General features: G+C 66.6%; 13 protein-coding genes. 6 read left to right on the plus strand and 7 right to left on the minus strand.

What is annotated here, in order from left to right; all coding sequences use genetic code 11:
• Window positions 1-252: 252 nt before the first annotated feature.
• From OIK44_RS06010 to OIK44_RS06025, 4 genes are all read right to left on the minus strand, one after another.
• Entirely contained in the window at window positions 253-1,224 is a 972-nt protein-coding gene (locus tag OIK44_RS06010) for an ABC transporter permease (protein WP_273669827.1), read from the minus strand.
• Between the two features lie 4 nt (window positions 1,225-1,228).
• Window positions 1,229-2,311 (minus strand): ABC transporter permease, encoded by a 1,083-nt coding sequence (locus OIK44_RS06015; RefSeq protein WP_273669828.1) that lies wholly within the window; start codon window positions 2,309-2,311, stop codon window positions 1,229-1,231.
• A complete protein-coding gene (locus OIK44_RS06020) occupies window positions 2,308-3,837 on the minus strand; it encodes an ABC transporter ATP-binding protein (RefSeq protein ID WP_273669829.1) in 1,530 nt (509 codons plus the stop codon). Before OIK44_RS06020 ends, OIK44_RS06015 begins: the two co-directional genes overlap by 4 nt.
• A gap of 68 nt (window positions 3,838-3,905) precedes the next feature.
• On the minus strand, window positions 3,906-4,901 hold the full coding sequence (locus OIK44_RS06025) for a BMP family lipoprotein (protein WP_273669830.1): 996 nt from the start codon (window positions 4,899-4,901) through the stop codon (window positions 3,906-3,908).
• 588 nt (window positions 4,902-5,489) lie between these two features.
• Here OIK44_RS06025 and OIK44_RS06030 point away from each other — a divergent pair.
• On the plus strand, window positions 5,490-7,772 hold the full coding sequence (locus OIK44_RS06030; protein ID WP_273669831.1) for a TonB-dependent receptor: 2,283 nt from the start codon (window positions 5,490-5,492) through the stop codon (window positions 7,770-7,772).
• On the opposite strand, the gene OIK44_RS06035 is transcribed toward OIK44_RS06030, so the two are convergent.
• The 3 genes from OIK44_RS06035 to OIK44_RS06045 are packed head-to-tail and all read right to left on the minus strand — an operon-like array spanning window position 7,769 to window position 10,818.
• Window positions 7,769-8,713 carry a LysR family transcriptional regulator gene (locus OIK44_RS06035; protein ID WP_273669832.1) on the minus strand — a complete coding sequence of 315 codons (945 nt, stop codon included), beginning with the start codon at window positions 8,711-8,713 and terminating at the stop codon, window positions 7,769-7,771. The genes OIK44_RS06030 and OIK44_RS06035 overlap by 4 nt on opposite strands.
• A 40-nt stretch (window positions 8,714-8,753) precedes the next feature.
• Window positions 8,754-9,677, minus strand: coding sequence for a pseudouridine-5'-phosphate glycosidase (locus tag OIK44_RS06040; protein WP_273669833.1), 924 nt, complete (start codon window positions 9,675-9,677; stop codon window positions 8,754-8,756).
• Window positions 9,678-9,681: 4 nt separating this feature from the next.
• Entirely contained in the window at window positions 9,682-10,818 is a 1,137-nt protein-coding gene (locus tag OIK44_RS06045; RefSeq protein ID WP_273669834.1) for a PfkB family carbohydrate kinase, read from the minus strand.
• 331 nt (window positions 10,819-11,149) lie between these two features.
• Between OIK44_RS06045 and xapA the strand changes: the two genes are divergently transcribed.
• From xapA to deoA, 5 genes are all read left to right on the plus strand, one after another.
• The gene (gene xapA, locus OIK44_RS06050; protein WP_273669835.1) at window positions 11,150-11,989 is read left to right on the plus strand and encodes a xanthosine phosphorylase; all 840 of its coding nucleotides are present in this window, start codon (window positions 11,150-11,152) and stop codon (window positions 11,987-11,989) included.
• A 77-nt stretch (window positions 11,990-12,066) separates the two neighbouring features.
• Window positions 12,067-13,260 carry a phosphopentomutase gene (locus OIK44_RS06055; RefSeq protein WP_273669836.1) on the plus strand — a complete coding sequence of 398 codons (1,194 nt, stop codon included), beginning with the start codon at window positions 12,067-12,069 and terminating at the stop codon, window positions 13,258-13,260.
• Window positions 13,257-14,213 carry a deoxyribose-phosphate aldolase gene (gene deoC, locus OIK44_RS06060; RefSeq protein WP_273669837.1) on the plus strand — a complete coding sequence of 319 codons (957 nt, stop codon included), beginning with the start codon at window positions 13,257-13,259 and terminating at the stop codon, window positions 14,211-14,213. Before OIK44_RS06055 ends, deoC begins: the two co-directional genes overlap by 4 nt.
• A 12-nt stretch (window positions 14,214-14,225) precedes the next feature.
• Entirely contained in the window at window positions 14,226-16,610 is a 2,385-nt protein-coding gene (locus OIK44_RS06065) for an aldehyde dehydrogenase family protein (RefSeq protein ID WP_420213826.1), read from the plus strand.
• A 116-nt stretch (window positions 16,611-16,726) separates the two neighbouring features.
• Window positions 16,727-18,049: a thymidine phosphorylase gene (deoA, locus tag OIK44_RS06070; RefSeq protein WP_273669838.1), complete on the plus strand. Its 1,323-nt coding sequence runs from the start codon at window positions 16,727-16,729 to the stop codon at window positions 18,047-18,049.
• Window positions 18,050-18,062 lie beyond the last annotated feature (13 nt).

Genomic DNA, 18,062 nt, shown 5'->3' on the forward strand with positions numbered 1-18,062 from the left:
AAACTGGCCGGTTCGACGCGGCCGGGGGATGCCGCCTTCGAGCGGATCTTCCATGCGCACGCGACGCGCCTGCTCGGCAGTTGCGACGCCGTGCTGCGCGTCGGCGGCGCCTCCGTCGGCGCCGACGCGATGGCGGACACGGCGCGCCGCCTGGGCTTACCCGTCTACCATACGCTGGCCGAGATTGACGGCGCTCGCGCTAGTTGAGCCGCAGCCGCCGCGGAACGCGGCGTCCCGCGGCCCGGCGCGCAATCAGCGCGATTTGATGAACGGCGTGCCGAGCGCTTTCGGCGCCACCGATTTGGCCATCAGGCCGGCCAGCACGATGACGGTGACGACATACGGCACCATCTGGATCAGCGAGCCGGGAATGCGGCCGATGCCGGGCAGGTCGACGCCTTCGATCTGGATCTGCACGGCGCCGAAGAAGCCGAACATCAGGCAGCCGAGGAAGGTGTAGACGGGCCGCCAGTTGCCGAACACCATGGCCGTCAGCGCCAGATAGCCGGCGCCGGCCGACATGTCGCGCAGGAAGAAGCCGCTCTGGACGATGGCCAGATAGGCCCCCGAGAACGAGCACAGCACGCCGGCGACGAGCATCGCCAGGTAGCGCGTCGCCTCGACGCTGACGCCGGCGGCGTCGGCCGCGTGCGGGTTTTCGCCGCAGGCGCGCAGGCGCAGGCCGAAGCGGCTGTGGTAGAGCAGCCAGTGCACCAGCGGCACCAGCGCGAACGCCACATACACGAGCGCCGAGTGGCCGCCTATCAGGTGGGCGTACAGCCAGCCGAGGAAGGGGATGCCCTCGACGTAGCTGGTGCCGGGCAGCACGACGTCGAACAGGCGCGCCTGGCCCAGGTCCGGCGTGCGTCCGCCCTGCTGGAAGAAGAACTGGGCCAGCACGAAGGTCAGGCCGCTCATGGCGATGTTGATGGCGATGCCGGCCACCAGCTGGTTGCCTTTCTGCGTGATGCTGACATAGCCTTGCAGCAGGGCCAGCATGACGCACACGGCCATGCCGGCGGCCACGCCGTACCACGGGTTTTGCGTCGAGTAGGCGACCGCGGCCGAGGTGAAGGCGCTGGCCAGGATCTTGCCTTCGAGGCCGATGTCGATGACGCCGCTGCGTTCGGCGAACAGGCCGGCCATCGCGGCGAAAATCAGCACCGGCGCGTTGCGCACGGTCGATACCAGGATGCTGGCGAAATGGAAGTCGTCGAATGTCATGGTGTTAGTCCTTGCGCCGTTTGAGCATGGCCGCCACGGCCGGCGCGTAGAAGTTTTCCATCGCGCCGCAGAAGAGGATGATCAAGCCCTGGATGAAGATGAACGTCTCGGTGGGGATGTTGGGTTTTTCCAGCGACAGGTCGAAGCCGCCCTGGATCAGCGCGCCGAACAGGATGGCCGACAGGAAGATGCCGACCGGATGCTGGCGCCCCATCAGCGCGATGGCGATGCCGATGAAGCCGGCGCCGGCCGTGAAGTTCAGGCTCAGGTAGTGGGTCGAGCCCATGATGGAGTTGACCGAGCCGAGCCCGGCCAGCGCGCCCGAGATCAGCATGACGACGATGATCATCTTGCTGATCGAGATGCCGGCGTAGTGGGCGGCGTGCTGGTTCAGGCCGGTGGCGCGAAGTTTGAAGCCCCAGGCCGAGCGCCACATCATGACGCCGTAGACGGCCAGCGCGACGATGGCCAGCGGGAAGCTGACGTTCAGCGGCGTGTCGCCCAGCATCGGCAGCCAGGTGTTCAGGCGCGGCATCGCGCCGCTGTCGGCGAACAGGCGGCTGGCCGTGTTTTGCTCGCCGGCCGGGATCAGGTATTTGACGATGATGAAGTTCATCAGGCTGGCGGCGATGAAGTTGAACATGATCGTCGTGACGACGATGTGGCTGCCCCGTTTCGCCTGCAGGTAGCCGGGCACGCTGGCCCACAGCGCGCCGAACAGGGCCGCGCCCAGCATGGCGGCGGGAATCAGGGCCCAGGCCGGCAGGCTGCCGTCCAGGGCCAGCATGGCCAGCGTCAGGCCCAGGCCGCCGAAATACATCTGGCCTTCGCTGCCGATGTTGAACATGCCGGCCTGCATCGCCACCGACACGGACAGGCCGGTGAAGATGAAGGTGCTGGCGTAGAACAGCGTGTAGCTCAAGCCTTCCGGGTTGATGATGGCGCTATTGACGAGTATGCCCAGCGATTCGGCCGGGTTTTCGCCGAGCAGATAAATCACCAGGGCGGCCACCAGCAGCGCCGACAGCAAATTGAGTACGGGCAGGACGAAGGCCGTCGCCCAGCGTGGCAGGTCGTGGTTGTTCATGATTTATGCTCCCCACCCATCAGCAGGCCGATGCGGGTGGTATCGAATTGATCGATAGGTAGTTCTCCAGTGATGCGTCCGCCGCACATGACGAGGATGCGGTCGGCCAGCGCGCGCACCTCCTCCAGTTCGACCGACACGAGTAAGATGGCGACGCCGGCGTCGCGCAGCGCCAGCAGTTGCGTGTGGATGCTTTCGATGGTGCCGATGTCGACGCCGCGGGTGGGCTGCCCGACCAGCATCAGCGTCGGCTTGGCCAGCACTTCGCGGGCGATGACGACTTTTTGCTGGTTGCCGCCGGACAGCAGGCCGATGCGCAGGTCCGGGTTGGCCGGGCGCACGTCGAAGGTCTTCAGCAGCTCGGCGCAGCGCGCCGCGATGGCCTTGAAGTCGAACATGCCCCAGCGCTTGTTCAGGCGGTCCTGGTAGCCCAGCATGGTGTTGTGCATCACCGAAAAATTCTTGACGACGCCGTCGCGCAGGCGGTCTTCCGGAATGTGGGCGATGCCCAGGTCGCGGAAGACGCGCGGCAAGCCGTCGGCGTCGCTCCGCTTGCCGAAGGGCAGGTCCTTGCCGAGGAAGCTGGCCGTGCCCGAGCTGGGCAGGCGCATGCCCGACAAAATCTCCATCAGCTCGCTCTGGCCGTTGCCGGACACGCCGGCGATGGCGACGATTTCGCCGGCCCGCAGCTGGAAGTTGATGTCGGCCAGCAGCTTGACTTGCTGGGCGTCGGCCAGTTGCAAGTCCTTCACGTCGAGCACGGTGGCGCCCGGCCGGTAGGGCGCGCGCGGCAGTTGGCTCTGGATGGGCCGGCCCACCATCATGTTCGCCAGCGCCTCCTTCGAGGTGCCGGCCGTGGCGACGGCGCCGACGACGCGGCCGCCGCGCATCACGGTGACGTTGTCGGTGATGTCGAGGATTTCCTGCAGCTTGTGGGTGATCAGCACGATGGTCTTGCCCTGCTCCTTGAACAGGCGCAGGATCGCGAACAGCGAGGTGGTTTCCTGGGCCGTCAGCACGGCCGTCGGCTCGTCGAGGATCAGGATGTTGGCGCTGCGGTAAATCTGCTTGAGGATTTCCACGCGCTGCTGGGCGCCGACGGACAAGTCCTCGATCTTGGCGAGGGGGTCGACGTCGAGGCGGTAGCGCTGGCAAATCTCGCGCAGCTTCGCCTCGGTGGCGGCGCGCTGGCCGGCCAGCTGGAAGCCGCCCTCGGTGCCCAGCATGACGTTGTCGAGCACGGTGAAATTTTCCACCAGCATGAAGTGCTGGTGCACCATGCCGATGCCCAGGCCGATCGCCTCCTGGCTGTTGCGGATCGCCCGGACCTGGCCGTCGAGCAGGATGTCGCCGCCGTCGGCGCGGTAATAGCCGTACAGGATGCTCATCAAGGTCGATTTGCCGGCGCCGTTTTCCCCCACCAGGCCGTGGATCGAGCCCTTGGCGATGCTGAAATTGACGTCGGCGTTCGCCTTCACATGGCCAAAATGCTTGGAGATGTGGCGAAATTCTACTGCTGCATGCATATGTTCACTAGGTAAAAACGCGCCGCGCGGGGCAAGCCCGGCGGCGCGCTTTGAGTTGACGTGTGAGTTTAAACCGGGCAGCTATTGCCGGTGCGGTAGTCGATGACTTTGACCTTGCCGCCGATAATATCCTTGCGGGCGTCCAGCACGCGCTTCTCGATTTCCGGGGTGATCAGCTTGCGGTTGTCGGCGTCCAGCGCCCAGTCGACGCCGCCTTCCTTCAGGCCCATGCTGCTGATGCCGGCCTTCCAGGTGCCGTTCTTCGCCTGCATGAAGCTTTCATAGATGACGTTGTCGACGCGCTTGACCATCGAGGTCAGCATCGTGCCCGGATACAGGTGGTTCTGGTTGGAATCGACGCCGATGGCCAGCTTGCCTTTTTCCTTGGCCGTTTGCAGCGTGCCCATGCCGCTGCCGCCGGCGACGGCGAAGACGACGTCGACGCCGCGCTCGAACTGCGAGCGCGCCAGTTCGCCGCCCTTGGCCGGATCGTTCCAGGCGCCGGAGGTGGTGCCGACCATGTTTTGCGTCACTTCCGCCTTGGCGTTGACGGCCTTCGCGCCCTGCGCGTAGCCGCAGGCGAAGGTGCGGATCAGGGGGATGTCGATGCCGCCGATGAAGCCCAGCTTCTTCGACTTGCTGGCCATGGCCGCCGCCACGCCGACCAGGTAAGAGCCTTCCTCTTCCCGGAACACGACGGAGTTGACGTTGCCGCCGGCGGTGTTGCCGTCGACCAGCACGAATTTCACTTTAGGAAATTCCTTGGCGACCTTTTGCACGGCCTGGGTTTGCGAGAAGCCGATGGCGGCGATCAGGTCGAGGTTTTTGCGCGCCAGGCCGCGCAGCACCTGCTCGGCCTGGGTATCGCTGGACGCCTGCACTTCGATGAAGTTGATCTTGGTGTCTTTCTTGAAGCGTTGTGCGCCCTCGAAAGCGGATTGGTTGAACGACTTGTCGAACTTGCCGCCCGCGTCATACACGATGCCCAATTTTGGGTCAGCCGCGGACGCGCTGGCCGACATAAACAAGGCTGCGATCGTCAAACTAAATTGTGTAAGTTTCATGAATTGGCTCCTGGAAGATCGATATTGTATATTTTTTATAGGTGAAACATCTAATTTGGGGCATTTTCCGCTCTTTGTCGGTTTGCGTCCAATCAACCTTGCTAGCTTTGCATGCCTGTCCGCGGCGGCCGGCGCGTGCACTTTTTTTCAATTTCACAACAGTCGCCGCCGCGGCGCCGCGCGGCGGTTTTCGCGTCCGATGTCGCGCCATCGCAACGGTTGGCGCATCGGCGCAGGCGCAGGGCGCGGCGCTTTTCGCCCGCGCGCGCATGCCGGCCGGACGGCCTTCGCTATCCTTGGGCGGGGGAGTCAACACAGGGGAAACTGCGCCTTGGCAGACCGCGCAAGGCGCATGCCTGCACGGTTTGGCGGCCGGCGCCAGGCAAGCACACACTCGTTTCGCCACTATGCATCAAGCATATATGTATGACAAATACGATTTTGTTTAAGTATTTATACGAACGACATATAAATAAGCGGGGCCGTCTTTGTGATTTTCAGGCAAATACTTTCATGCTAGCATCATCGGTACTTTGCATTTTTGTAAGGTTTTAAACGCTGAAGCACCCCCGCACAAGGAATTGAACGATGATGAAGAAAACGAAGAATATGCTGCCGGGCCGGCACGCGGCGCGCTCGCTGAGCGCGCTGGCGGTGGCCGCGGCTTTCCCGCTGCACACGGCGCTGGCGCAGGAAGCGCCGGCGGCGGAGGCGGCCAAGGCCCAGCCCGGCCAACTGGAAACGGTGATCGTGACGGCGCAGCGCCGCTCGGAAAACATCAAGGACGTGCCGATGGCGATCTCGACCATGAAAGGCGAGAAGCTGGACGTGCTGACGGCCGGCGGCCAGGACGTGCGCTTCATGTCCGGCCGCACGCCGAGCCTGAACGTGGAGTCCGAGTTCGGCCGCTCCTTCCCGCGCTTCTATGTGCGCGGCCTGGGCAATATCGACTTCGACTTGAACGCTTCGCAGCCGGTCGGCCTGGTCTATGACGACGTGGTGCAGGAAAACCCCATCCTCAAAGGCTTCCCGGTGTTCGACGTCGAGCAGGTCGAGGTGTTGCGCGGACCGCAGGGCACGCTGTTCGGCCGCAATTCGCCGGCCGGCGTCATCAAGTTCGAGTCGGTCAAGCCGAGCAACAAGTATGAGGGGTATGTCAGCGGCGGTTTCGGCAACTACGGCGCCGTGAACCTGGAGGGGGCGTATAACATCCCCTTCAACGAGCAGTGGGCGGCCCGCCTGTCGCTGCAGTCGCAGACCCGCAACGACCGCGTGCACAATACGCGCACGACCGGCACCCGCGACCTGGAGGGCTATGACGACAAGGCCGCCCGCCTGCAACTGTCTTTCAAGCCGAGCAAGGATTTCGGCGCGCTCTTGAATCTGCACCACCGCAAGATGGACGGCAGCGCCACCCTGTTCCGCGCCAACATCATCAAGAAGGGCACCAACCAGCTGGTCGACGGCTTCGACTACGGCAGCTACCCGACGGACGGCATCAACGAGCAGACCCTGACCAGCAGCGGCGCCAGCCTGCGCCTGCGCTGGGACCTGGACGGCGTCACCCTGCATTCGATCAGCGCCTATGAAAAGGCCAAGTATTCGAGCCGCGCCGACGTCGACGGCGGCTATGGCGCCTCCTACGCGCCGCCGACGGGGCCGGGCTTCATCCCGTTCACGGCCGAAACGGGCGACGGCTTGCCGAAGCACCGCCAGTTGTCGCAGGAATTCCGCGTCGAGTCCAACACCAAGGAGCGCCTGCAATGGATCGCCGGCGTGTACGCCTTCGACGAAGACATCACGGTCGACAGCAACAGCTACGACACGCTGAACGCCAACAAGCTCAATGGCTTCGCCCAGCAGCATCAGAAGAGCAAGTCGTGGGCGCTGTTCGGCTCGCTGAACTATGCGCTGAGCAATGCATGGAAGGTGCGCGCCGGCCTGCGCTACACGGACGACAAGAAAGACTTCAGCGCCTACCGCAGCCTCGACCCGCGCATCCCTTCGCAATACGTGGGCGCCATCGGTCCGCTGACGGCCAAGCCCGAGTCGCACAACTACAGCTGGGACTTGAGCACCAACTACGAGCTGAGCAAGGAAACCAATCTGTACGCGCGCATCGCCACCGGCTACCGCGCGCCGAGTATCCAGGGCCGCATCCTGTTCGGCGACACGATCTCGATCGGCGGCGCGGAGAAGAACCTGTCCTACGAGGCCGGCATCAAGCAAGACCTGTTCGACAAGCGCGCGCGGCTCTCGGCCACGCTCTACCAGTATCGCGTCAAGGATTTGCAGTTGACGGCCGGCAGCGGCGCGGTCAACCAGAACCGTCTCGTGAATGCGGAAAAAGCCGTCGGCCAGGGCGTCGAGCTGGACTTCCAGGCGATCCTGTCGGACGAATTCCGCCTGACGCTGGGCGGCAGCTACAACGACACGCAGATCAAGGACCCGAACCTGTTCGTGGCCACCTGCGGCAACGGCTGCACGGTGACGTCGCCGTCCGGCCCGGCGCCCGGCACCTCGGCGATCAACGGCAATCCGCTGCCGCGCGCGCCGAAGTGGACCGGCAATGTCACGCTGCGCTACAGCAAGCCGCTCGGCGACGGCGAGTTCTATGCCTACACGGACTGGTCGTACCGCTCGACCTACAATATGTTCCTCGACGAGGCCAAGGAGTACCGGGCCAAGTCGCTGGTCGAGGGCGGCCTGCGGGTCGGCTACAAATGGGCCGACAGCAAGTATGAAGTGGCTGCGTATGGCCGCAACATCACCAACCAGGTGCAGTTGATCGGCGCGATCAACTTCAACAACCTGACCGGCATCGTCAACGAACCACGCAGTTACGGCGTGCAGTTCAAGGCGAACTTCTAAGCCGGTTTTTTGTCGGCGCTGTCTGGCGCGGCCCAATCCGCGCGGGTCGGCGGGTTGATGATGTTGAGGAAGGCGCGCACCACCGGCGCGTCGTCCAGCGTCGTGTAGCTGACGTACAGATTCGCCGACGGCGGATTGCTTTTGATCGGCAGGAAGACGACGCCGGGCCAGCCGATGCGGCTGGTCGTTTCCGGCACCAGCGTGAAGCCGAGGCCGGCGCCGACCATCGCCAGCAGCGTCTGCGGCTCGGTGGCTTCCTGGAAGATCACGGGCTGGAAGCCGGCCTTGACGCAGCATTGCACCAGGTAGCGGGGGAAGGCCGACTTGTCCAGCGCCAGCGTCAGCATCGGCTCGTGCTCCAGGTCGATCAACTCGATCGCCGTTTCCTTCGCCAACGCGTGCTGCTCGTTGACGGCCACGCAGACGTTCTCGCGGAAGCACAGCTCCTGGCGCAGATTGTCGTGGCGCAGGTCGTCGTCGTTGAGCTTGGGCTCGCGCCAGAAACCCACGTCGATCTGCTTGGCGCGCAAGGCTTCGTACTGCACGTTCGGGCCGGACTCGTGCAGCGTCCACGTGACGCGCGGATACTTGGTCTGGAACTCTTCCAGCAGGCTGGGGATCGGCCCCCACATGGCCGATCCGACGATGCCCACGCGCAGCCGGCCGACTTCGCCGCGGTCGATCTGGCGTATCGTGTCGATTGTCATGCGCATCTTCGCCAGCATCTCGGCGGCCTCCGACATCAGCGCCTTGCCGGCCACCGTCAGCTCGAAGGTGCGGGTGGTGCGGGCGAACAGGCGCACCCCCAGCTCGCTTTCGAGCTTCATGATCTGCTGGCTCAGCGGCGGCTGCGAAATGTGCAGCCGCTCGGCGGCGCGGCTGAAGCTCTTTTCCTCTGCGACGGCGAGAAAATACCGTAACTGTTTCAAGTCGATGGTCATGGCGTTCTTTATCTGGACAGCGCGCGGATCGGGAAAGGCGTTACAGCGGCGTCCGGCGCGCCGGCAGCGCGCGCGCCAGCGCCGCGCCGACCCTGGCGTTGTTCTTCACCAGCGCGATGTTGGTCGCCAGGCTGCGCCCGCCCGTCAATTCCTTGATGCGCGCCAGCAGGTAGGGCGTGACCTGCTTGCCCTTGACGCCGCCCAGCTCCGCCTCGCGCAGCGCCTGCTGGGTGATCGCGTCGATATGGTCCTTCGGCATCGCGTCGGCCGGCGGCACGGGATTGCCGATGACCACGCCGCCCTTCAGGCCCAGCTGCCACTTGGTCTGGATGAAGGCGGCCTGTTCGGCCGCCGTGTCGATCTGGAAGTCGGCCTTGAAGCCGCTCTCGCGCGTGAAGAAGGCGGGGAAGCCGGGCTGGCCGACGGAGAGCACCGGCACGCCGTGGGTTTCCAGGTATTCCAGCGTCAGGCCGATGTCGAGGATGGACTTGACGCCGGCGCACACCACCGCCACCGAGGTCTGCGCCAGTTCCTGCAGGTCGGCCGAGATGTCGAAACTGGTTTCGGCGCCGCGGTGCACGCCGCCGATGCCGCCCGTGACGAAGACGGCGATGCCGGCCAGCTCGGCGCAGATCATCGTCGCCGCCACCGTCGTCGCGCCCAGCTTCGACTGCGACAGCGCGTAGGGCAGGTCGCGCCGGCTGACCTTCATCGCCTCCGGCGAGTTGCCCAGCAGCTCCAGTTGCGCCGGCGCCAGGCCGATGCAGATCCGCCCGTCGATGATGGCGATGGTGGCCGGCACGGCGCCGCCGTCGCGGATGATTTGTTCGACCTCCTGGGCCATCTGCACATTCTGCGGGTAGGGCATGCCGTGCGAAATGATGGTCGATTCCAGCGCGACGATGGGCAGGCCGGCGGCGCGGGCGGCGGCTACTTCGGGGGAAAATGCGAGCAAATGGTGCATGGTGTCAGTCCAGTTGGAAAAGGGTGGGGATGGCTGCGGCCGGGTCGGCGTCGCCCAGCTCGTCGAGCGCGCCGGGCGCCAGCAGCGGCGACACGGTGAGCGCCGATTCCAGCGTCATGGCGGCCAGCTTCAGGCCGCGCCGGCAGGCCAGCCGTAAGTCGGCGCTGTCCTGGTATAGCGACCAGCAGGCGGCGGCCGCGAAGGCGTCGCCGGCGCCGGTCACGTCGATGCTCTGCGCGGCGGGCGCGGGCAGGTGATGGATGCCGTCGGCGCCGCTGTAGTAGACGCCGCCGCCGCCGCAGGTGACGATGACGTGCAGCGCGCCCTGCGCCTGCACGGCGCGGCAGGCCCGCTGCAGCGCGGCGGCGTCGGGCAGCGGGTGGCCGACGCGGGTTTCCAGCTCGCCGCGGTTGAGGATCAGCAAATACAGGCCGCGCAAATCCAGCGGCAGGCGGTTCATCTTCGGCTGCGAGACGGCGACCAGCACCAGCGGCACGCCGTCGTGGCGGGCGTCGGCCAGCAGCGCGGCGACGCTGTCGTGCGGCAGATTCAGGTCGGCGACGGTGAGGGCGGCGGCGCCGCGCTGCGGCCGGCGGCCGGCCAGGAAGGACACCGTCAGCTCCTCGTACAACTGCATGTCGGCCAGCGCCAGCACCATCTCGCCGCCGGCGTCGAGCACCGCCGTGTAGGTGCCGCTGCTGGTGCCGGCCAGGCGCAGGCTGCCGCGCGTGTCGATGCCGGCGGCCTCGGCGTGCGCCTGCAGCGCGGCGCCGGCGGCGTCGTCGCCGAGCACCGTCAGCAGCGCCGCCGGCAGGCCCAGGCGCGCCAGGTTCTCGGCGATGTTGCGGGCGACGCCGCCGAAGACTTCCTCGGCGCTGGCCGGGTTCGAAGTGCCCATCTGCAGCGGCGCCAGCGTGCGCAGCTTGCGGTCCAGGTTGGCCGCGCCTATGCACATCACGGGGCGGCCGTCGGGCAGCACATAGGCGCGGCCGAGCAGGCGGCGCTCGCGGATCAGGCCGGCGATGTGGCCGGCCACGGCCGAGCGCGACAGGCCCAGCCCGGCGGCCAGATCCTGCTGGGAGATGAAGGGGTTGGCGCGTATCAGTTGATACAACTGATCCTTTTTAGACATATCGGTCACAGGGGCGGGGAAAATAAACAATTGTTTTCAATCGTAAACATTTGTCCGTTAACTGTCAATCGGCGGCCGGATGCGGTTTTTGTATAATACGGCTTATTTATACGAACTTTGTATAAATGTAGAAGAAAAATGGTATTTGCCATACATATAGCAGATGATGCATAGTGACGGTCGATAGCAGTACCAGCCCCATTCGATGCAGACGCGGCACGCTTGCATACCTGACACGCAGTCGCTTGAGGGAGCCGGCCCGGCCCGCGCCAACGCAGCACCGAGATCGCCGCGCCTAGCATCAACTGAACATCATCCATTAAAAATAACGAGGATAACCATGTCTAACAATTCCCCATTCCACGCCGCCGACATCATCCGCGCCCGTTTGCCCGCGAACTTCGTGCCGCGCGTGGCGATGATCCTCGGCTCCGGCCTGGGCGTGCTGGCCGAGCAGATGAGCGATGCGGTGACGATCAGTTTCGATGCCTTGCCGGGCTTCCCGATCAGCACCGTGCACGGCCACGCCGGCGAGCTGGTGATCGGCACGCTGTCGGGCGTGTCGGTGGTGTGCATGAAGGGCCGCGGCCATTTCTACGAGGGCTACGGCATGGGCGTGATGACCAGCGCGATCCGCACCCTGAAGCTGCTCGGCTGCGAGATGCTGTTCGTGACCAACGCGGCCGGTTCGCTGCGCGCCGAGGTGGACGCCGGTTCGCTGGTGGCCATCACCGACCACATCAATCTGCTGCCGGGCACGCCGATGGTCGGCCCGAACGACGAGCGTTTCGGCCCGCGCTTCTTCAGCATGGCCAACGCCTACGACGCCGAGCTGCGCGGGCAGGTCAAGGCGACTGCCGCCGCCGCCGGCATCACGCTGCACGAGGGCGTGTTCGTCGCCTACCCCGGCCCGAACTTCGAGACGGCCGCCGAAATCCGCATGATGGCGCGCCTGGGCGCCGACACGGTCGGCATGTCGGTGGTGCCGGAGGTGGTGTCGGCGCGCCATTGCGGCCTGAAGGTGGTCGGCGTGTCCGTCATCACCAACCTGGCCGAGGGCATGTCGCCGTTCCCGCTGTCGCACGAGCAGACTCTGAAATACGCCGCCATCGGCGCCAAGGATCTGGTCGCGCTGATCCTGGCCTTCCTGGCCGGCGTCGCCGCCAAGCCGCAGGCGTAAGCAAGTGGAGCAGGCCGGATGCAGTTTGTCCGGCCTTGTCGTTTCAACCGTCAGCACTTTTCATACCGAGCCCTATCATGTCACGCGCCTTTATCCTTTTGCTTGATTCCTTCGGCCTGGGTGCCACGCCGGACGCCGCCAAATACGGCGACGCCGGCGCCAACACCTTCGGCCATATCGCCGGCTGGGCCGCGCGCAGCGGCCAGCCGATGCGCCTGCCCAACCTGGAGCGCCTCGGCCTGGCCGCCGCCGCCCACCTCGCCTGCGGCGAGTGGGCCGAAGGCTTCAGCCGGCGCGACGGCTTCGGCGGCGCCTACGGCGCGGCGCGCGAGCGCTCCACCGGCAAGGATACGCAGAGCGGACATTGGGAGATCGCCGGCGTGCCGGTCGATTTCGACTGGGGCTATTTCCCGCGCACGACGCCGTCCTTCCCGGCCGAGCTGACCGCCGCGCTGCAGGCCGCCAGCGGCGTGCCCGGCTTCCTCGGCGATTGCCACGCGTCGGGCACGGAGATCATCAACCGCTTCGGCGACGAGCACGTCGCCAGCGGCAAGCTGATTATCTACACCTCGGGCGATTCGGTGATGCAGATCGCCGCGCACGAGCAGGCTTTCGGCCTGCAGCGCCTGTACGAGGTGTGCGAGGCGGCCTTCAAGCTGGTCGCGCCGTACAACATCGGCCGCGTCATCGCGCGCCCCTTCACCGGCGCCAACGGCAATTACACGCGCACCTCGAACCGCCACGACTACGCCGTCGCGCCGCCGGCGCCGACGCTGCTCGACCACGTCAAGAACGCCGGCGGCGAAGTCGTCGGCCTGGGCAAGATCAGCGACATCTTCGCCGGCCAGGGCATTTCGCGGGTGGTCAAGGGCGTCGACAATATGGCGCTGTTCGACGCGCTGCTGAAGGTCGCCGACGAGGTCGGCGACGGCTCGCTGAGCTTCGTCAATTTCGTCGATTTCGACCAGGCCTTCGGCCACCGCCGCAATGTGCAGGGCTACTCGGACGCGCTGCACGAGATGGACGCGCGCCTGCCGGAGTTCATCGCCAAGCTGAGGCCGGGCGACCTGGTCGTGATCACCGCCGACCACGGCTGCGACCCGACCTGGCCCGGCTCGGACCACACCCGCGAGCACATCCCGATGATTTTCTTCGGCCCCGGCGTCGTCCCGCGCGCGCTCGGCGTTTCCGACAGCTTTTCCGATATCGGCCAAACCCTCGCCGCCCATCTTGGCGTACCACCACTTGCACATGGAACCAGCCTGCTATGACTATTACCCCGGATTTCAAGCGTAACGAGGCTACCGGCCTCGACCTCGGTTGGATCAACCAGATCCACGTCAACCGCGCCGCCGCCGATCGCCGCGCCGCCAGCCTGGCGAACCGCCGCACCGTGAAGAAAGAATACCAGGCCGCGTGGCTGGTGAAGGCGATCCAGATGATCGACCTGACCACGCTGGGCGGCGACGACACGCCGGGCCGCGTCGAGCGCCTGTGCATGAAGGCGCTGCGGCCGCTGCGCGCCGACCTGATGGCGGCGCTCGGCATCGGCGAGCTGAGCACCGGCGCCGTCTGCGTCTACCACGAGATGATCGCGCCGGCCGTGCGCGTGCTGGACGGCCGCCTCGGCGTGGCCGCCGTGTCGACCGGCTTCCCGGCCGGCCTGACGAGCATGGAAACGAAGCTGCGCGAGATCGAGCTGTCGGTCGCCGCCGGCGCATCCGAAATCGACATCGTCATCACGCGCCAGCACGTCTTGACGGGCAATTGGCAAACCCTGTACGACGAGATGCTGGCCTACCGCAAGGCTTGCGGCGCCGCCCACGTCAAGGCGATCCTCGCCACCGGCGACCTGCTGACGCTGGAAAACGTCGCCAAGGCTTCCTGGGTCTGCATGATGGCCGGCGCCGATTTCATCAAGACCTCGACCGGCAAGGAGGGCGTCAACGCCACCATTCCGGTGGCCCTGACGATGGTGCGCGCGATCCGCGAATACCACGAGCAGACCGGCTTCATGGTCGGCTTCAAGCCGGCCGGCGGCGTCAGCTCGGCGAAGAGCGCGCTGCAATATCTGACCCTGATGAAGGAGGAGCTGGGCAACGCGTGGCTGCAGCCGCACCTGTTCCGCATCGGCGCGTCGAGCCTGCTGACCGACATCGAGCGCCAGCTTGAGCACTACGTCACCGGGCACTACTCGGCCAACCACCGCCACGCGCAACCTTAAAGAACAATCGTCATGCCAACAATTAACGAGATCCTCACCACTATGGACTACGGCCCCGCACCGGAAAGTCAACAAGAAGCGCAAGCGTGGCTGGAGCAGCGCGGCCGCACATTCGGTCTGTTCATCGACAACGCCTGGAGCGAGGCGGGCGAGCTGTTCGCCTCGACCAACCCGGCCGACGGCAAGCCGCTGGCCGAGCTGACCCAGGCCAGCGAGGCCGACGTCGACCGCGCCGTCGCGGCGGCGCGCCGCGCCCAGCCGCTGTGGCAGGGCCTGGGCGGCCATGGCCGCGCCCGCGTCATGTACGCGCTGGCGCGCCTGCTGCAAAAGCACGCCCGCCTGTTCGCCGTGCTGGAAACGCTCGACAACGGCAAGACGATACGCGAAACGCGCGACGTCGACATGCCGCAGGCCGCGCGCCACTTCTACTACCACGCCGGCTGGGCGCAATTGCAGGCCGAGGACTTCGCCGACTACCGCGCCGTCGGCGTCGTCGGCCAGATCGTGCCGTGGAATTTCCCGCTGCTGATGCTGTCCTGGAAAATCGCCCCGGCCCTGGCCGCCGGCAACACGGTGGTCTTCAAGCCGGCCGAGTTCACCTCGCTGACGGCGCTGCTGTTCGCCGAGCTGTGCCTGCAGGCCGGCGTGCCGGCCGGCGTCGTCAACATCGTCACCGGCGACGGCCGCGTCGGCGCGGCCATCGTCAAGCACCCCGGCATCGACAAGCTGGCCTTCACCGGCTCGACCGAAGTGGGCCGCCTGATCCGCGTCGCCAGCGCCGGCAGCGGCAAGAAGCTGTCGCTGGAACTGGGCGGCAAGTCGCCCTTCATCGTCTTCGAGGACGCCGACCTGGACGCCGCCGTCGAGGGCCTGGTCGATTCGATCTGGTTCAACCAGGGCCAGGTGTGCTGCGCCGGCTCGCGCCTGCTGGTGCAGGAATCCGTGCAGGAGCGCTTCCTGGCCAAGGTGCGCGCGCGCATGCAGCAGTTGCGCGTCGGCGCGCCGCTCGACAAGTCGAGCGACATGGGCGCGCTGGTCGACCCGGTGCAGCGCCAGCGCATCGCCGCGCTGGTCGACTCGGCCCGCGCCGAGGGCTGCACGGTATGGCAGCCGGCCTGCGAACTGCCGGCCGAGGGCGCCTGGTTCGCGCCCACCCTGATCACCGGCGCGTCGACCTCGGCCGCCGTGGCGCAAGCCGAAATCTTCGGCCCGGTGCTGGTGGCGATGAGCTTCCGCACGCCGCCTGAGGCGGTGCAACTGGCCAACAACAGCGTCTACGGCCTGGCCGCCTGCGTCTGGACCGAATCGATCAGCCTGGCGCTCGACATGGCGCCGCAGATCAAGGCCGGCGTGGTGTGGATCAACAGCGCCAACCAGTTCGACGCCGCCTGCGGCTTCGGCGGCTACAAGGAATCGGGCTTCGGCCGCGAAGGCGGCCGCGAAGGCATGCTGGAATACCTGACGCCGCTGTCCGAGGACGCCCGCCCGGCCGCCCCGCTGGCGCAGGCGCAGGCCAAGCCGAAGGCGGCCGCGGCGGCGGCCGGCGACCCCTTCGCCATCGACCGCACGGCGAAAATGTACATAGGCGGCAAACAGGCCCGCCCCGACAGCGCCTACAGCCGCGCCGTGTTCGGCGCCGGCGGCGCCTTCCTGGCCGACGTCGGCGAGGGCAGCCGCAAGGACATCCGCAACGCCGTCGAGGCGGCCCACAAGGCGTCCGGCTGGAGCCGCGCCAGCGCGCACAACCGCGCGCAGGTGCTGTACTACATCGCGGAGAACCTGGCCGCGCGGGCCGCCGAATTCGCCGCCCGCATCGCCGCCATGACCGGCAGTAAAAATCCGGAAAAAGAAGTGCAGGCGTCGATCGAACGGCTGTTCTACTACGCCGCCTGGGCCGACAAATACGACGGCCTGGCGCACCAGCCGCCGACGCAGGGCGTCACCGTCGCCCTCAACGAGCCGCTCGGCGTGATCGGCATCGTCTGCCCGAACGAGGCGCCGCTGCTGGGCTTCGTCGCGCTGGTGGCACCGGCCATCGCGCTGGGCAACCGCGTCGTCGCCGTACCGTCGGAGGCGCACCCGCTCTCGGCCATCGACCTGTACCAGGTGTTCGACACCTCGGACCTGCCGGGCGGCGTCGTCAACATCGTCACCGGCAGCGCCGACGAGCTGGCGCGCACGCTGGCGACGCACTGCGACATCGACGCCGTCTGGCGCCACGACGGCTCGGCCGAGGGTTGCGCCGAAGTCGAACGCCTGTCGGCCGCTTCGCTGAAGCGCACCTGGGTCGGCGGCGCCAGGGGGCGCGACTGGTATAGTACGGCGCAAAGCGGCGGCCGCGCGGTACTGGCGCACGCCAGCCAGGTCAAGAACGTCTGGATTCCCTACGGCGTCTAAACAGCATTGAAGTCAACCGGGGCCGAACCTCCGTCGCGAGCCTGCGACGCGGGGCTCGGCCCCAAGTCGCTTCATCACCCCGCGACTATCACCTACCTACACAGGCGGAGCAAGAGATGTTTTTAAACCAAGAGATCATTCGTAAAAAACGCGACGGCGGCGCCCTGAGCGCGGCGGAAATCCAATTCTTCGTGCGCGGCATCACCGACGGCAGCGTCAGCGAAGGCCAGATCGCCGCGCTGGCGATGGCCGTGTTCTTCAACGACATGAACATGGACGAGCGCGTCGCCTTCACGCTGGCGATGCGCGACTCCGGCGACGTGCTGGACTGGCGCTCGCTGAACCTGCCCGGCCCGGTCGTCGACAAGCACTCGACCGGCGGCGTCGGCGACGTCGTCTCGCTGCTGCTGGGACCGATGATCGCCGCCTGCGGCGGTTTCGTGCCGATGATCTCGGGCCGCGGCCTGGGCCACACCGGCGGCACGCTCGACAAATTCGACGCCATCCCCGGCTACTGCACGGTGCCGGACAACGCCCTGTTCCGCAAGGTGGTGCAGGAGGTCGGCGTGGCCATCATCGGCCAGACGGCGCAACTGGCGCCGTCCGACAAACGCTTCTACAGCATCCGCGACGTCACCGCGACGGTCGAATCGGTGGCCATGATCACCGGCTCCATCCTGTCGAAAAAACTCTCGGCCGGGCTGGACGCGCTGGTCATGGACGTCAAAGTCGGCAGCGGCGCCTTCATGCCGAGCTACGCCAAATCCGTTGAGCTGGCCGAGAGCATCGTCGCCGTCGGCAACGGCGCCGGCATGCACACCTCGGCGATCCTGACCGACATGAACGAATCGCTGGCGCCGGCCGCCGGCAACGCCCTCGAAGTGCGCTGCGCGATGGACTACCTGAGCGGCCGTTCGCGCCCGGCGCGCCTGCATGAAGTGACGCTGGCGCTGTGCGCCGAGATGCTGGTGCTGGGCGGCCTGGCCGACAGCGAAACGGCGGCGCGCGCCAAACTGATGGCGGCGCTCGACTCCGGCGCCGCCGCCGAGCGCTTCGCGCGCATGGTCAGCGCGCTGGGCGGCCCGGCCGACCTGCTCGACAAACCCGACAGCCACCTGGAGCGCGCCCCCATCGTCGTGCCGGCGCCGGCCCTGCAAGCGGGCTACGCCAGCGCCTGCGACTGCCGCGGCCTGGGCCTGGCCGTGGTCGGCCTGGGCGGCGGCCGGCGCCGTCCGAGCGACGCCATCGACTTCGCCGTCGGCCTGACCGAACTGGCCGGCCTGGGCGACGCCATCGCCGTCGGCCAGCCGCTCGCGATCGTCCACGCCCGCAGCGAAGCGGCGGCCCAGCAAGCCGTGCGCGAAGTGCAGGCGGCCTACACCATCGGCGCCGTCGCGCCGGCCGCCAATCCGGTCGTCTACCGCTCGATCCGCCCATAATTCACCAGGAAAA

The sequence above is a fragment of the Janthinobacterium fluminis genome (genome assembly GCF_028595325.1).
Taxonomy (GTDB): domain Bacteria; phylum Pseudomonadota; class Gammaproteobacteria; order Burkholderiales; family Burkholderiaceae_D; genus Janthinobacterium; species Janthinobacterium fluminis.

Bases quoted from the DNA above. Each gene is read 5' to 3' on its own strand.
- OIK44_RS06010 (WP_273669827.1), bottom strand. From the start codon at position 1,224: ATGACATTCGACGACTTCCATTTCGCCAGCATCCTGGTATCGACCGTG.
- OIK44_RS06015 (WP_273669828.1), bottom strand. From the start codon at position 2,311: ATGAACAACCACGACCTGCCACGCTGGGCGACGGCCTTCGTCCTGCCC.
- OIK44_RS06020 (WP_273669829.1), bottom strand. From the start codon at position 3,837: ATGCATGCAGCAGTAGAATTTCGCCACATCTCCAAGCATTTTGGCCAT.
- OIK44_RS06025 (WP_273669830.1), bottom strand. From the start codon at position 4,901: ATGAAACTTACACAATTTAGTTTGACGATCGCAGCCTTGTTTATGTCG.
- OIK44_RS06030 (WP_273669831.1), top strand. From the start codon at position 5,490: ATGATGAAGAAAACGAAGAATATGCTGCCGGGCCGGCACGCGGCGCGC.
- OIK44_RS06035 (WP_273669832.1), bottom strand. From the start codon at position 8,713: ATGACCATCGACTTGAAACAGTTACGGTATTTTCTCGCCGTCGCAGAG.
- OIK44_RS06040 (WP_273669833.1), bottom strand. From the start codon at position 9,677: ATGCACCATTTGCTCGCATTTTCCCCCGAAGTAGCCGCCGCCCGCGCC.
- xapA (WP_273669835.1), top strand. From the start codon at position 11,150: ATGTCTAACAATTCCCCATTCCACGCCGCCGACATCATCCGCGCCCGT.
- OIK44_RS06055 (WP_273669836.1), top strand. From the start codon at position 12,067: ATGTCACGCGCCTTTATCCTTTTGCTTGATTCCTTCGGCCTGGGTGCC.
- deoC (WP_273669837.1), top strand. From the start codon at position 13,257: ATGACTATTACCCCGGATTTCAAGCGTAACGAGGCTACCGGCCTCGAC.
- OIK44_RS06065 (WP_420213826.1), top strand. From the start codon at position 14,226: ATGCCAACAATTAACGAGATCCTCACCACTATGGACTACGGCCCCGCA.
- deoA (WP_273669838.1), top strand. From the start codon at position 16,727: ATGTTTTTAAACCAAGAGATCATTCGTAAAAAACGCGACGGCGGCGCC.